The organism is Streptomyces sp. NBC_00090, assembly GCF_045160815.1.
GTDB lineage: Bacteria > Actinomycetota > Actinomycetes > Streptomycetales > Streptomycetaceae > Streptomyces.
Window position 1 is genome coordinate 7,488,042 of record NZ_CP108224.1, and the last position, 13,636, is coordinate 7,501,677.

A 13,636-nucleotide genomic window follows, 5' to 3' on the forward strand; every position below is an offset into this window, starting at 1 on the left:
CTCCGGCGCTCGGGCCCCCGGCCCATGAGCCCCGTGGGCAGAGAATACGGAGCCCACACGTGGAGTCCAGGCCTGGTGTCCGGCATTCGGACGGGGATTCCCCGCGCGTTCCGGCCGGACACGCCAGAACGCGCCCGTGGTATAGACCACGAGCGCGTCGCTGACCAGCAATGATGCTGATGTGGGGGGTGGTTCAGAAGGGATTCAGCGGTGGATCAGAAGGTGAGAGTCCACGAGTCGATGTAGCCGGTGTCACCCGAAGCCACATCGCGGACCTGGAGCTTCCAGGTGCCGTTCGCGACCTCGCTCGAGGCGTCGACGGTGTACGTCGCGAGGACGTTGTCGGCGCTGTCCGAGGAGGAGGACGCCTTCAGGTTGCGCACCGTGCCGTCGGGGGCGACCAGGTCGATGACCAGGTCCCCGCGCCAGGTGTGCTTGATGTCCACGCCGACCTTGAGGGCGGCGGGGGCGTTGCCGGTGCGGCCGGTGACGGCGATCGAGGACGACACGGTGGTGTTGTCGGAGATCGTCACGTTCGTCGCGTTGGTGAACACGGTTCCGGTCGGCGGCGTGGTGGTGCCCGTGACGGCGTCCACGGTCTTCGCCGAGTCGGCGATACCGGTGCCGCAGCCGCCGGTGCAGGTGCCGGGCAGCGGGCGGGCGTTGGCCTTGATCGCGGACTCGATCTCGGCCGGGGTGAGGGTGCTCTTGGCCGACTTCAGGAGGGCGGCCAGGCCGGCGATGTGCGGCGCGGCCATCGAGGTGCCCTGGTAGGGCTTGTAGTTCTCGGCCGACTGGGTCGTCGTGCCCGAGTTCAGCGTGGAGTAGATGCCGTTCTCGGGGGTGGTGACGGTACCGGGCGTGTCGGTGGCGCGACGGGTCTCGCCGCCGGGCGCCGCCACGTCCACGATGGTGCCGAAGTTGGAGTAGTACGACCGGTTGCCCTCGCGGCTGGTGGACGCCACGTTGATGACGTTCGAGCAGTTCGCGGGGGTGAAGCCGGAGGCGTTGGCGTTGCTGTTGCCCGCGGCGACGACGACGGTGGTACCGCGCGACACGGCGCCGTTGATGGCGGTCTGGTAGACGCTCGGGCAGGTGGCGCTGGCGCCGCCCAGGCTGAGGTTGATGACCTTCGCCGGGTTGGCGTTGGCCGGGACGCCCGGCACACTGCCGCCGGACGCCCAGGTGATGGCGTCGGCGATGTCGGCGGACGAGCCGCCGCACTTGCCGAGCACCCGCACGGGCTGGATCTTCGCGTTGTACGCGATGCCCGCGATGCCCTTGGTGTTGTTCGTGACGGCGCCGATGGTGCCGGCCACGTGGGTGCCGTGCCAGGAGGAGTTGGAGGCCCGGGAGCCGGTGCCGCACTCGCCGTCGGTGGCGTTCCAGTCGCCCTCGTCCTTCGGGTCCGCGTCGCGGCCGTTGCCGTCGCGGGCGTCGGCGGACGTGGAGATGAAGTCGTAACCGGAGACGATGTTGGTCGCCAGGTCCGAGTGGGCGGCGTAGCCGGTGTCGATGACGGCGACGGTGACGCCGGAGCCGGTCGTCTTGTCCCAGGCCGCAGGAACGTTCATGCCGCCGGTGGGCTCGAAGAGGTCCCACTGCTTGGCGTAGTCGGTGTCGTTCGGGGCGGCCGCCATCGCGTAGGCGCGGATGTCGGGCTCGACCGAGGCGACGGACGGGTCGGCGCGGAACGCGTCCATGACCTCCGTCAGGTCCTGCTTGGTGGCGCTGTCGCCCAGGTCGACCAGGGCGCCACCGCCGGCGAGGCGGCGCTCGAAGGAGAGCTGCTCGCCCGTCTTCGCGGCCTTCTCGGCGGTGTCGCCCTTCGCGGCGGCGTTGGAGCCGGCCTCGGCGGCCTGGCTCTTGTAGGTGACGATGACCTTCTCGACCGGGGCGCTCGGCAGCGCCCGCATGGTCTGCGAAGCCGGGGCCGGCTTCGGGGTGGCAGCGCCCGGGGCGGCGGCGAACGCCCCGGTTGTGGCAGCGGCGCCGAGGATCGCGGCGCTCGCGACCACGGATATGACTCTCCGCCTGGAACCGTTCAAGGTGTGGCCCTTTCGAGTACGACGTAACTGCGGAGCAGTGGCGGCGGCGCGGGACACAGGGGGCGAAGTGGGGTCGCTGTCCGTCGGTCCCTGGGCTTGGGGAGCCCGTGCGCCGCCACCGGCGCGACGGCCCGGGTCAAGGCCGTCCCCGGCGGGCGCCACCCTCCTCATGCACCTGTCAGGGTGCGTTCGGGGGATGATATCTGCCGGTGCGGAGGACAGTAGGGAACGGGGGGGTGAACCCGATACGGGGAAAACCCTTGTCACCCCTCACGGGGCGGCGGGGGTCCGGTGAGGGGACGGTGAGGGGGTGCTGAGTCGGCGGTGGTGTCAGCCGAGTTCGAGCGTCGTGACGCCGAAGACCCGCTCCCGCGCCACCGGCCGGACCGGCCCCGTGTACATACGGGCCGTCTCGAACGTCGGCACGAGCCCCCGCTCCTCGGCCAGGCGCGCCGCCGCCGGATTCGTCTCCGGCATGTCGACCGCGATCCGCTCCGCGCCAAAGCCCCTCGCCTCGACGGCGAGCGCGTCGAGCAGAGCCGCCGCGTCGGCCGGGGTGTCCGCGAACAGCGGCCCGACGCGCGCCTCGTCCTGAGCGGGGCGGACGACCCCGTAACCCGTCGGGCGGCCGTCGACGATCCTGACCAGAGCGCGGTGGCCGGGGGTGGTGAGCCAGGCGGAGAGGAAGCGCGGCCGGTCGGCGTGATGGCAGGCGTTGTCGTACGCGGCGACGGTCGCCGGGTCGACGCGCTCGGCCGGCACCACACCGGCCACCGGACGGTCGGGGGCCGGGACCTCGCCCACGAAACGCGCCGTGCGGTACGCCGTGGTGAAGCCGGAGCGGCGGTAGTTGTCCTGCTGCGCCGGCACCCCGTCGAGCCCGACGGACCGGTCACCCGCGTGGGCGAGCGCGGCCCGCCAGGTGGCCAGGCCGTGGCCGCGGCCCCGGAGTCCGGGACGGACGAGGTAGAAGCCGAGGAAGGCGTACGCGTCGCCGTAGTTGACGACCGAGATGGCGGAGACCGGCTCCCCGTCGACCCGGCCGAGGAAGAAGCCGCCGGGGTCCTGGGCGAAGAAGGCCGGGACGTCGGAGAGGCCGGGATTCCACCCCTCCTCGGCCGCCCAGGAGCGTACGAGCGCCCAGTCCTGAGGGGTGGCTGGGGCGACGGACAGCGAGCCGGAGGAGGCGGGGGCCATGGGGTTCCTTCAACAGCCGGAGCCGGGTGGGCGGGGGAGCGGTCGGACGACAGCGGTCGGCAAGGGGGGTGACAGCGGGGCGACGGCGGGGGCGGCAGACGGGGGCGAAGCGCGCCGAGCATAGTGCCGCCGGACGACCTGTCCATCACCCACCGAACGATTCCGGCCGCGCGGTCCGTGGGCCGTGGGGTGCCGGCGGTGGGCCGCGTGAGCGGCGCGGCGGACACCGAGTCGATCCGCTCCCGGGTGCCGCCGCCGCGGAGCGGTTCGAGGGAGGGAGGAGTTCGGAGGCAGGGAATGGACATCTCGGGGCGTAACAGGTCGTACGCACGCCTCTTGATGCCTGGTCCCTCGCGTACCGCACGTCGGCGGGTGGACGTCCCGGGCGTGTCGTCCCGAGCGGTCAGCCCACCAGACGGAGGCGCGGCTCCGCCGCCGTGAGGCGGATCGTCTGGCCCCACGTCAGGTGCAGCGCGTCCGACTCGACGCCGTCGCCGAAGGCGACCAGGCGGTCCGACTCGACGGTGAGGCACAGGCCCTGTCCCGCGTCGAGGAGGCCCTCGACGCGGGTGGTGCCCGTCGTCGGCGAGGGCCAGGCCTCTCGGACGAACCAGGCGAGCCGGGCGTCCGCCGGGGCGGGCAGGGAGAGCGCGCTGGAACGCTGCTCCCACAGGGAGCGCAGCCACCCCGTGGCCCCCGTGCCGGTGCCGACGAGGACGCCCGAGGACGCCTGGGGTTCGGGCTCGGGCGGGGCGTCCGCGCCGTCGAGTCCGAGCGTGTAGCGCGCGGTCTGGTGGCCGGGCGGGCCGACGTAGATCTCGTTGAGCGCGAGGAGCCGCTGCGCGTCGTCGGTGACCGCCTCCACCATCGTCAGTTCGTCGACCGTCGCCCCGTCCCCCGCCGCGTACGGCAGCAGCCGCCGCGCCTGCGCCGCGCGGTGCCGGACCAGGACGCCCGCGTTGCGCCCGGGGTCCGCGTCGATGCCGATCACCGGCTGTCCGGTCAGGTACTTCGCCGCGTTGGCGACCAGCCCGTCCTGTCCGACCACGACGACGACGTCCTCGGGGCCGAACAGGAACCGGTCCAGATCGGCGCGTTCCACCCGGGTCTGACGCCAGGACAGCGGCACCGCGCCCGCCACCTCGGCCAGCGCCCGGTGGACGCGCTCGTGCCGCTCCCGCACGGCCTCGACCGAGCGGCCGCGCGCGGAGAGGAAGAACGCGGCCTGGCCGTGCGTACCGTGCCGGGCGAGCAGCTCCTCGTACTCGGTGGTCCGGTGCACGAGGACCGCGCGCGGTGCGAGGCTCACGACCTGGCCCCGCCCTCGCCGCCCAGCTTCGCGAGCAGCCCGGTCAGCACGTCGGGGGAGAGTGTCAGGTGCTCGATGCGGGGCAGGTTCTCCGCGGCCCGGTTCACCGCCAGGGCGTGCAGGGTCGCCGTCTCCGCCTCTCCGTGCGCCCGCAGCCAGGCGGACTGCGCGCCGGCGCGCGCCTCGCCGACCACGCGCGCCGCCTCGGCCTCGGCCCGGGCGAGCCGGACCTTCCGCACGGCCTCGGCCTCGGCCCGTACCGCGTCGGCGGCGGCGCTCTCCTCGGCCTCGCGGCGCGCGTTGGTGCCGCGCTGCTCGACGAGCCGCTCCTCCTGGCGGGCCAGCTCGATCTTGCTGGCGAGTTCGTTCTCGGCGATGGTGCGCTCGCGCTCCACGGCCACGGCCCGCCGCTCGTACGTGGCGCGGTCGGCCTCCTGCTGGATCTGCTCGCGGGCGGGGGTGCGCAGGGCGCGCTCGACCTCCGGCTCGGGGCGGATCGCCACCACCCGGACCGCGACCAGCTCGATGCCGGTGTCCGGCAGGCGCGGCTCGGCCGCGAGACCCGTCGAGATCCGGTCGCGTACGGCCGCCACCCCGTCGACGAGCGCCGCCGCCAGAGTGGTGCGCGCGAGGACGTCGAGGGCGTGCTGCTGGGCGGTCTCGGTGAGGAGGGTGGCGATCTGCTCCAGGGGCGTACCGCGCCAGGCGCCGGTGTCGGGGTCGATCGAGAAGTCGAGCCGGGTGGCTGCCGCGGCCGGGTCGCCGATCCGGTACGTGACGGTGGACTGCACGCTCACGTCCTGGAAGTCGGCCGTGCGGGCGTGGAACGCCATCGCGAGCTCCCGGTCGTTCACGGGCACCTCGGAGAGCGCGGCGGTACGCGGCCGGAACCAGAAGCTCAGCCCTTCGCCGTCGTGGACGAGCTGTCCGCGGCGCTGGTGGCGGATGTGGGCGGTGGGCGCGGAGCGCAGATGGCGCCAGCCGAACCGCCGGGTGATGTCAGCCATGGAAAACCCCTTGTCGTCATGTTGACGATAGTGGGTTCCTCTGATTTTCGTCAATATGACGAAAGTGATCAGCCGGCGAGCGGTGCGGGGGCCGGCTCCACCTCCGACGCGTGGGGTGCGGGGAGGGGTGAAGGGCGGGGCGAGGGGTGGGGAGCGGGGAGGTCGGTGAGGCGACGGGGCTGCGGCACCGGCCCGGACCCCGCGATGACCGGGGAGGGTGTTGTCCGCGCTCCCCGCGCTTCGGGCGCAGGGGTGCCGCCCTTCGTCAGCAGGACCACGCCCCGCGCCGCGACCAGGGAGGCGGCGACCGCGACGGGCCAGCCCCACGCGCCCGCCCGGAAGGTCTCGCCGAGCAGGGCGACGCCGATGATCGCGGCGGCCGCCGGGTTGGAGAGGTTGACGACGGCGAGCGGAGCCGCGAGCCCGCCCCGGTAGGCGGTCTGCGAGAGGAGCAGCCCGCCCGCGGCGAAGCCCGAGATGAGCACCGCGAGCAGCGCGGTCTGCCACCAGGCCGGTTCCCTGCCCGGCAGTTCGAGCGCGAGCGCGGCCGTCAGGGTCTGGGTCAGGGCGGACGCGACACCGGACGCTATGCCGGAGGCGGTCGCGTGCCCGAGCCCGCGCGCCCGGACCCCGCTTCCGTTCCCGTTCCCCATCCCCACCCCCTTCCCCTTCCCGTCCGCGGCGGCGCTGCCGCGTCCGTTGCCGCGCGGGCGCGGTCGGCCGGTGGCCAGTGCGCCGATCAGGAGGACCGTCGCCGCGGCCACGATCAGGGACTCGTGGAGGCTGAGCGCCTCGCCGGGCGCCGCCGGGCCGGTCATCGCGACCAGGCCGACGAGCCCGCCCAGGGTCCACAGCGCTCCGCGCCACTCGGTCCGGGTCACGCGCCGGCGCGCGCAGTACGCGCCCAGCGGCAGCGCGGCCACGAGGGTCAGCGCGCCGAGCGGCTGGACCAGGGTCAGCGGCCCGTAGTGCAGGGCGGCCACGTGGGCCAGGGCCCCGGCGGCGTTCAGGCCGACCGCCCACCACCACTGCCCGCGGGCGAGGAGTGCGCGGAGCGCCCCGTGCCCGTCCGGGGCGGAGGCGGCGGCCAGCCGCGACTGCGCGACGGCGGCGAGGGCGTACCCGGCGGCGGAGACGAGGGAGAGGAGCACCGCGAGCACGGTGCCGGCGGCGGGGCTCATCGCAGGGCTCCGGCCGGGAGGGTGGTCGTACCGAGGGGGCGGGAGACGGACGGCGGCGCCGAACCGCTGCTGCGGCCCGGTGCGCGGACGACGAGCAGGGCGAGACCGAGGAGCACCGCGGCGGCCAGCGCGTCGAACCAGTAGTGGTTCGCGGTGCCGACGATGACGAGCAGGGTCAGCAGCGGGTGGAGCAGCCACAGGACCCGAGCGCGGGAGCGGGTGGCGGCGATCAGGCCGATCGCGACCATCAGGGCCCAGCCGAAGTGCAGTGACGGCATGGCCGCGAACTGGTTCGCCATCGAGTCCGTCTCCGGGGTGGCCCCGTAAACGGACGGTCCGTAGACGCGCGCCGTGTCGACGAGCCCTGTGGCGGCGAGCATCCGCGGCGGGGCGAGCGGCATCAGGAGGTGGAGGGCGAGCGCGGCGGCGGTGACGAGCGCGAGGGCGCGGCGCGCCCACAGGTAGTGGGCCGGGCGGCGCCAGTACAGCCAGACGAGGAAGGCGATGGTGGCCGGGAAGTGCACGGCCGCGTAGTACGTGTTGGCGACCCGGATCAGGGGTTCGCCGTGCAGGAGGAGCTGCTGGACCGTTCCCTCGTCGGGCAGGTGGAGCGCGCGCTCGGCGTCCCAGACGCGGTCGGCGTTGTGGAAGGCGCGGTCCTCGTGGCCGTTGGCGACGAGGCGCCCGAACTTGTAGACGAGGAACAGTGCGGTGACGAGCAGGAGCTCGCGCAGGAGCGGCGGTCTCGCGGGCTCCTCGTGGCCGTCGGGGTCGGGGGTAGCCGTGACCCCCGGTCCTGGAGGACGTGGTCCTCGTGTCCCGCGTATCCCGGCAGCCATCGCGCGGCCCCTCTAATCCGTCAAATCGGCAACAAACGGGGTGAGCCTAGATCGGAATTCATCGAGACGCAAGCGTCTCGATACGTTTGCGTCTCGATTGTGCACCCCCTACTCTCGTATGTGCAGAGGTAGAGGTGTCCGGGAGGATCCGATGTCCACACAGGCCGCGACCGCCGCAGCCCGTCGCAGCAAGATCACGCCCGAGCGTGAGACGGAGCTGTACGACGCGGTGATCTGCCTCCTCAGGGAGGGCGGCTACGACTCGGTGACCATGGAGGGCGTCGCGGCCCGCACCAAGTGCGGCAAGGCGACCCTCTACCGCCAGTGGGGCACGAAGGCGCAGCTCGTCACCGCCGCCCTCGACCGTCGCCGCTGCACTGTCTTCACCGGCATCGACACCGGCTCCCTCGCCGGTGACCTGCGCGAGGCCGCCCGGATCGCCGCCTCCCACCGCGAGCGCGACGCCGAGCTCATGGAGGCCGTCGCCCAGGCCTTCATCCAGCACCCCGACCTGCGCACCGCACTCCGCGAGACCGTCATCGCCCCCGAGGTCGCGGCCATCGACGCGGTGGTCGCGCGCGCGGTCGAACGGGGCGAGGTCGCGTCCGACAACCCCGCGATCGCCTTCGTCGCGCCCTGCTTCATGGGCATGCTCCGCATCGAGCGGATCTTCGAGGAGCGGTTCGCGGACGCGTCGACCATGCGGGGCTTCGTGGACGCCGTCCTCCTTCCGGCGCTGCGCGTCGAGGGGTGAGCCCCCGGTCCGTCCGGCACCCTGGGGTCATGCGTGCGAGCAACCCCGACCGTGCGGGCGACCCCGACGTCCGTGTCCGTCGGATCTACGAGACCCCGTCGCCCGACGACGGAGTACGCGTCCTCGTCGACCGGCTCTGGCCGCGCGGACTCGCCAAGACGGACGCCCACATCGACGAGTGGCCCAAGGCGCTCACGCCCTCCACCGAGCTGCGCCGCTGGTACCACGGCCCCGAGGGCGGGTACGAGGAGTTCCGCCGGCGGTACGAGGCCGAACTCGCCGCCCCCGAGGCCGCGGCGGCGCTCGAACGGCTCAGGGAACTCGCGACCCGGAAGACCGTCACCCTGCTCACGGCCGCCAAGGACCCCTCGGTCAGCCACACGTCCGTACTGGAGCGCGAACTCGCCCGGCGGGCGGGGGCGTAGCGGGGTGGACGCGTCACGTGCCGACGTGACGCAGGCGCGGCGCCTCGGCCGCCGCGTCGATCTCTCGGCTCTCTCCGCTCTCTCCGGCCTCTCCGCTCTCTCCGGCCTCTCCGGCCTCTCCGGCCTCTCCGCTCTCTCCGGCCTCTCCGGCCTCTCCGGCCTCTCCGGCCTCTCCGGCCTCTCCGGCCTCTCCGGCCTCTCCGGCCTCTCCGGCCTCTCCGGCCCCTCCAGGTCCGTCGGCTCGATCGGCTCGGTCGGCTCGGTCGGCCAACTCCCGTGCCCATGAGACGAGTCCGTCGACATCGATACCGTACGGACTCGGGTGCGGACCTCCGCGGCCTCCGTGGCCTCCGTCTGGATCGGAGCCCCGAGCGGCGGCGTTCGCGAGCCGGTCGGCGCCCCGGCGCAGCAGTCGTGCCCCGCCCTCCCGGTTGCCCCGGGCGGTGTGCGTCAGGCCGACGGCGAGCTGCGCGAGCCCCTGCCACAGATCGCGTTCCGTCTCCGGGCCCGACTTCCAGGCGTCCTCGAACACCTCGTGCGCGTGGAAGGGCAGCCCGGCGTCCAGCAGCCGCTGCGCCTCGCGCAGGGTCTCGTCGGGCGTGCGCACGACCCCCTCGGGCTGCCGGGGCACCCCCTCCGCCCCGTACGGCAGCGGCCTGCCGAGCCCGTCACGGGGGCGCGCGCTCCGCGCCCGGCCCTCGTCGTCGCGATCCCTCGTCGTCCGGTTCACCTGCCCATTGTCACCCCCGGGACGATCAGGACCGCTAGGCTCGTCGGTCAAACGTTCCGGTCCGCGTGGGACGCGTCAGGCCCGTAGCTCTTGCGGGGGAGTGAGTCACCGGTGCCGTCGGAACGCGAACAGCCGCCGTCCGCGAGGTCGTTCACGGCCGCCCCCGGTCCGAGCCGGGGCGGACTGCTCGAACGGGGCCCGGAGCTCGCCGCGGCCTTCCACGCGGTCGACGCGCTCGTCGCCGGGGCCGCGGCCGGCGGGCCGGCGCGGGGCGGTGTCCTCGTCTACCGGGGCGACCCGGGCATGGGCAAGACGGCTCTCCTCGCCGAGATCCACCGCGCCGCCCGGGACCGCTGCACCGTCCTGACGGCCCGGGGCGGCGAGACGCTCACCCCGGTCCCCTTCCACCTCACCCGCCAACTGCTCCAACCCGCCCTGGACGGATACGGCTCCGGCGCCGAGGACGTCCGTCGGCTCTTCGGCGACCACTTCGACCTCCTCGCCCCGGCACTGGGGCTCGCCCAGCCGCCCCCGCCCGCGGCCGCGCCGGCCGACCCGCAGGGCGTACAGGACGGCTTGGCCCGGCTCCTCGACCGCCTCGCGGACGGCCTGCGGCACCGGCCCCCGGTCCTGCTCGTGGACGACGCCCACTGGGCCGACGCGGAGACGCTGGCCTGGCTCGACGCCTTCACGCGTACGCGGGGGCACGGCGGGCGGCTGCCGGCCCTGGTCGTCCTCGCCCACCGCCCGCTGCCGGCCGACCGCGGCGACGCGAACCGTTCCGACGCGAACCGTCCCGGCCTCCTCGCGGGGTTCGCCGATCGCGCGCTCCTGATCCTCGGCCTGCACGCCCTCACCGCCGAGGCCACCACCGCGCTCGCCCGCGACGCGCTGGGCGCCCACGCGGACGAGACGTTCTGCCACGAGCTGTGGTCGGTGACCGCCGGTAACCCGTACGAGACGGTGGAACTCCTCGCCAAGGCCCGCGACCGCACGCTCGAACCGGTCGCCGGCTCGGCGGCCCTCCTCCGGGACCTGGGCGCGGGAGCCAGGGGTGGCGGTCTGGTGGCCCGCCTCGAAGCGCTCGGCAGCGGCCCGACGCGCCTCGCCTGGGCGGTCGCGGTCCTCGGCGCGGACAGCACGCCGGAGCTCCTCGCGCAGCTCACGGGCATGGGGGCACGAGAGATGACCGAGCACGCGGAACGGCTCCGCCGGGCCAGGATCCTGTCGGCGACGCCCCCACCGCAGAACGCCACAGCCACCGACACCGCCACCGCCCCGGCTTCCGTCTCGGGCGCGGCAGCCCCCACCCCGCTGGAGTTCGCCCACCCGCTCGTCGGGACCGCCGTCTACGGCTCGGTGCCCGCGGCCGTCCGCACCGCGCTGCACGGCCGCGCCGCCTGGGCGCTCGCCGGAGCGGGCCACGGGCCGGCGGCGGCCTCCCGCCACCTCCTCGAAGTGCACCCGGACGACGACGAGGACGTCGTACGCCGGCTGCGCGCCGCCGCCGTCGAGCACCTGGCCGTCGGAGCCCCCGACGCGGCCCGCCGCTGCCTGGAACGGGCCCTCGTCGAGCCGCCGGGCCCCGACACGTATGCCAGGGTCCTGTACGAACTCGGCTGCGCGTCGCTGCTCACCTCACCCGCGGCCACCGTGCGCCATCTGCGTTCCGCGCTCGACCTGCCCGGCCTCGACGAGGCCCTGCGCACCGACGCGACCTACCGGCTCGCCGGGGCCCTCGCCCACAACAACGAGCTCCAGGAGGCCGCGCGGACCGTGGCCGCCGAGGCCGCCCGGACGCCACCGGGCATCGGCAGGCGCCGTCTGCAGGCCGCCCACTTCATGTACGAGGGGTTCCAGGCCGCCGAGGACGACGGACCCGGCCGCTCCCGCCGCCTCGCCGCACTCACGGCGGGCCTCACCGGCGCCGACAACTCCGAGCGGGCCCTCGTCGCCGTCCGGGGCTTCGACGCGATGCTCCGCGGCGAACCCGCCGACGAGGTCGTACGCCTCTGCGACCGCGCCCTCGTCGACGGTCTGCCCGCCCGGGGCCTCGGCTGGACCGACCCCACCTGGGGCTTCGAGATCCCCGCCCTCACCGGGATCGCGTACGCGTTCGCCGACCGGCCCGACCGGGCCGAGGCCCTCTTCACCGAGGCGGTGCGGGCCTTCGAGATCTCCGGCTGGCACGGCGCCCACCTCGCCTTCGCCCACACTCTCCTCGGGCTGGTCCACCGGCGCCGCGGTGACCTGCCGCGTGCCCAGCACCACCTGGAGGAGGGGCTGCGCCTCGCCGACCGGGGCGGCGACGGGCTCCCCGTCCACTGGGACACCGCCTGCCTCCTCGTCGACACGCTCCTTGCCCGGGGCCGTACGGCCGAGGCGCGGACCGTCGCCGACCGCTACGCCTTCGGCCCGCCCTGGCCGGCGCGATCGTGCTGCCCGACGGCCCCAGCATCCTCGGCCGGCTGCTGCTCGCCGAGGGCCGCGACGAGGAGGCCGTGCAGACCCTCGAAGCGGCGGCCGAGGCGCTCACCGTCCGCGGCCGCCACCACGTCGTCTGGGCTCCCTGGCCCTTCGGCCTCGCCCGGGCCCTGGCACCCGAGGGCCCGGACCGCGCGGCGCGGATCGCCGCCGACGCCCTGGCCCACGCCGAACGCCTCGGCACCCCCACGGCCCTCGGCGAGGCCCTCCGCTGCGCCGCCCTCTTCGCCGACCCGCCGGAGGCCCGCCGCCTCCTCACCCGGGCCGTCGCCCACCTCGCGGACTCCCCCTCCCGCTACGAGGAGGCCAGGGCCCACCTCGACCTCGCCCGCGCCACCGGCTCCCCCTCCGCCCTCGCCAGGGCGGCCACCCTGGCCGCCACCTGCGGCGCAGACGCGCTCGCCGCGGCAGCGGTGACAGCCCGTGCGTCAACCCGCCCCCCGGAGTGAGGTAGTGTTTCTCCTGCACGCCGACGCCGGGGAAAACCGGCAGAGACGCGCATCGGGACGTGGCGCAGCTTGGTAGCGCACTTGACTGGGGGTCAAGGGGTCGCAGGTTCAAATCCTGTCGTCCCGACCATGCGGAAACGCAGGTCGGAGGTCGTTCTCTCATTCGTGAGAGGGCGGCCTTTCGTGCGTTCGGGGTTGTGGTGGTCGCTCCGGATCACGGCAGGCCGGTTACGGCCCCGCGAGCCGTGAATCTCTGATCCGGCTAATCTGAAATTGCCCCAACAGTGGGCCCCGGCTCTGTGGCAAGGCCGTCCTTCCTGAGAGGTTCAGCGCCGCGAGCGCTGCCATTGACAAGGCCACAAGTGCGCCGGTGGAGCCGGTCTTGGAGCGCGTAACGGGAGCCTCCGGGCGAACCCATGGGCGCACATGACCCAGATCGTCAGGAAGGCCGAGACACATGGCGACACGTCCGCTTGCGTTCGTCGACTGGACGTTCTGCAACGATGAGAGGACCGAGGCCGTCGGAACCCTGAGCGGCCGTATGGTGACGCTCACCGGGCAGGGCAACGTGACGACGGACCGGCCACCCCTGGGTAGCGCGTCCCTCGACGGGACGTTCCCGGGCTTTCGAACGGCGGCGTTCACCCCGCCGCTCCCCGCCTCGGACCTGGTGGAAATCATGGGTCTCAAGGGCGGGAGTTCGTTCAAAGTCGCTTTCGACGCCGAGGTGAAGGATCCCGTCCTTCATCTGGGATCGTTCGCCTCGACCATGGAGTTCCTGGATCTCCCGGTGGGTACGCAGGTCATCAAGCTCAGCGGCGACACCGATTTCATTGTCGACGGCAACAAGGTCATGGGCGAGGCGTACCAACCACCCCCAGGGTCGACCGAGCCCACGGATTCCGACGGCAGCGTGCGCCTCCAAGGCCTCTTCCGCTCGATTGCGTTCACTCTGAATCCGAGGTTCACGGGCGGCGAAGGACACGACGGTGTCCACTTTCAGATCGGCGGGATGGTGAAATTGCCTCCCTTTGGTATGGGACCTGCTCGTCGCCTCCGATGACACCGAGTGGTGCGCGGTGACCAAGTGCACGCGCTACCCGGCCGGTCGGCGGCCTCGGCGTCGCCCCGGGCCAGGTACTCGACCCTGGGCACGTTCACTCGTGCCTGGTCAGGCACAGGCAGTTGTACGCCGACACCAGGGGCCACCGTG

9 protein-coding genes, 1 tRNA gene and 2 pseudogenes are annotated in these 13,636 nt (G+C 73.8%); 5 read left to right on the forward strand and 7 right to left on the reverse strand.

Going from position 1 to position 13,636, the window contains the following annotated elements; translation table 11 throughout:
- Positions 1–215: 215 nt before the first annotated feature.
- The 6 genes from OG361_RS33380 to OG361_RS33405 form a co-directional block, all read right to left on the reverse strand.
- On the reverse strand, positions 216–1,916 hold the full coding sequence (locus tag OG361_RS33380) for a S8 family serine peptidase (RefSeq protein WP_405862582.1): 1,701 nt from the start codon (positions 1,914–1,916) through the stop codon (positions 216–218).
- A 462-nt stretch (positions 1,917–2,378) separates the two neighbouring features.
- Positions 2,379–3,245 carry a GNAT family N-acetyltransferase gene (locus tag OG361_RS33385; RefSeq protein WP_405859493.1) on the reverse strand — a complete coding sequence of 289 codons (867 nt, stop codon included), beginning with the start codon at positions 3,243–3,245 and terminating at the stop codon, positions 2,379–2,381.
- Between the two features lie 403 nt (positions 3,246–3,648).
- Positions 3,649–4,554: a hypothetical protein gene (locus OG361_RS33390; protein WP_405859495.1), complete on the reverse strand. Its 906-nt coding sequence runs from the start codon at positions 4,552–4,554 to the stop codon at positions 3,649–3,651.
- Positions 4,551–5,561: an SPFH domain-containing protein gene (locus OG361_RS33395; RefSeq protein ID WP_405859497.1), complete on the reverse strand. Its 1,011-nt coding sequence runs from the start codon at positions 5,559–5,561 to the stop codon at positions 4,551–4,553. The genes OG361_RS33390 and OG361_RS33395 overlap by 4 nt, the downstream gene beginning before the upstream one ends.
- Before the next feature lie 68 nt (positions 5,562–5,629).
- Positions 5,630–6,742 (reverse strand): DMT family transporter, encoded by a 1,113-nt coding sequence (locus OG361_RS33400; protein WP_405859499.1) that lies wholly within the window; start codon positions 6,740–6,742, stop codon positions 5,630–5,632.
- Positions 6,739–7,581 carry a phosphatase PAP2 family protein gene (locus OG361_RS33405; RefSeq protein ID WP_405859501.1) on the reverse strand — a complete coding sequence of 281 codons (843 nt, stop codon included), beginning with the start codon at positions 7,579–7,581 and terminating at the stop codon, positions 6,739–6,741. The genes OG361_RS33400 and OG361_RS33405 overlap by 4 nt, the downstream gene beginning before the upstream one ends.
- 151 nt (positions 7,582–7,732) lie before the next feature.
- Here OG361_RS33405 and OG361_RS33410 point away from each other — a divergent pair, with 151 nt between their 5' ends.
- Positions 7,733–8,335 (forward strand): TetR/AcrR family transcriptional regulator, encoded by a 603-nt coding sequence (locus OG361_RS33410; RefSeq protein ID WP_405859503.1) that lies wholly within the window; start codon positions 7,733–7,735, stop codon positions 8,333–8,335.
- Positions 8,336–8,364: 29 nt separating this feature from the next.
- Positions 8,365–8,760 (forward strand): DUF488 domain-containing protein, encoded by a 396-nt coding sequence (locus OG361_RS33415; RefSeq protein WP_405859505.1) that lies wholly within the window; start codon positions 8,365–8,367, stop codon positions 8,758–8,760.
- A 235-nt stretch (positions 8,761–8,995) separates the two neighbouring features.
- On the opposite strand, the pseudogene OG361_RS33420 reads toward OG361_RS33415, so the two are convergent.
- Positions 8,996–9,490: pseudogene (locus OG361_RS33420) on the reverse strand (DUF309 domain-containing protein); the annotation flags it as partial.
- Between the two features lie 183 nt (positions 9,491–9,673).
- Between OG361_RS33420 and OG361_RS33425 the strand changes: the two are divergent.
- The 3 genes and pseudogenes from OG361_RS33425 (at position 9,674) to OG361_RS33435 (ending at position 13,486) form a co-directional block, all read left to right on the forward strand.
- Positions 9,674–12,423, forward strand: a pseudogene (locus OG361_RS33425) (AAA family ATPase).
- Positions 12,424–12,476: 53 nt separating this feature from the next.
- Positions 12,477–12,553 (forward strand) — tRNA-Pro (locus tag OG361_RS33430).
- A 327-nt stretch (positions 12,554–12,880) separates the two neighbouring features.
- Positions 12,881–13,486 (forward strand): hypothetical protein, encoded by a 606-nt coding sequence (locus OG361_RS33435; protein WP_405859507.1) that lies wholly within the window; start codon positions 12,881–12,883, stop codon positions 13,484–13,486.
- Positions 13,487–13,636 lie beyond the last annotated feature (150 nt).

Excerpts from the sequence above, each read along its gene's own strand:
- OG361_RS33380 (WP_405862582.1), bottom strand. The coding sequence starts at position 1,916 with ATGCGGGCGCTGCCGAGCGCCCCGGTCGAGAAGGTCATCGTCACCTAC.
- OG361_RS33385 (WP_405859493.1), bottom strand. The coding sequence starts at position 3,245 with ATGGCCCCCGCCTCCTCCGGCTCGCTGTCCGTCGCCCCAGCCACCCCT.
- OG361_RS33395 (WP_405859497.1), bottom strand. The coding sequence starts at position 5,561 with ATGGCTGACATCACCCGGCGGTTCGGCTGGCGCCATCTGCGCTCCGCG.
- OG361_RS33400 (WP_405859499.1), bottom strand. The coding sequence starts at position 6,742 with ATGAGCCCCGCCGCCGGCACCGTGCTCGCGGTGCTCCTCTCCCTCGTC.
- OG361_RS33405 (WP_405859501.1), bottom strand. The coding sequence starts at position 7,581 with ATGGCTGCCGGGATACGCGGGACACGAGGACCACGTCCTCCAGGACCG.
- OG361_RS33410 (WP_405859503.1), top strand. The coding sequence starts at position 7,733 with ATGTCCACACAGGCCGCGACCGCCGCAGCCCGTCGCAGCAAGATCACG.
- OG361_RS33415 (WP_405859505.1), top strand. The coding sequence starts at position 8,365 with ATGCGTGCGAGCAACCCCGACCGTGCGGGCGACCCCGACGTCCGTGTC.
- OG361_RS33435 (WP_405859507.1), top strand. The coding sequence starts at position 12,881 with ATGGCGACACGTCCGCTTGCGTTCGTCGACTGGACGTTCTGCAACGAT.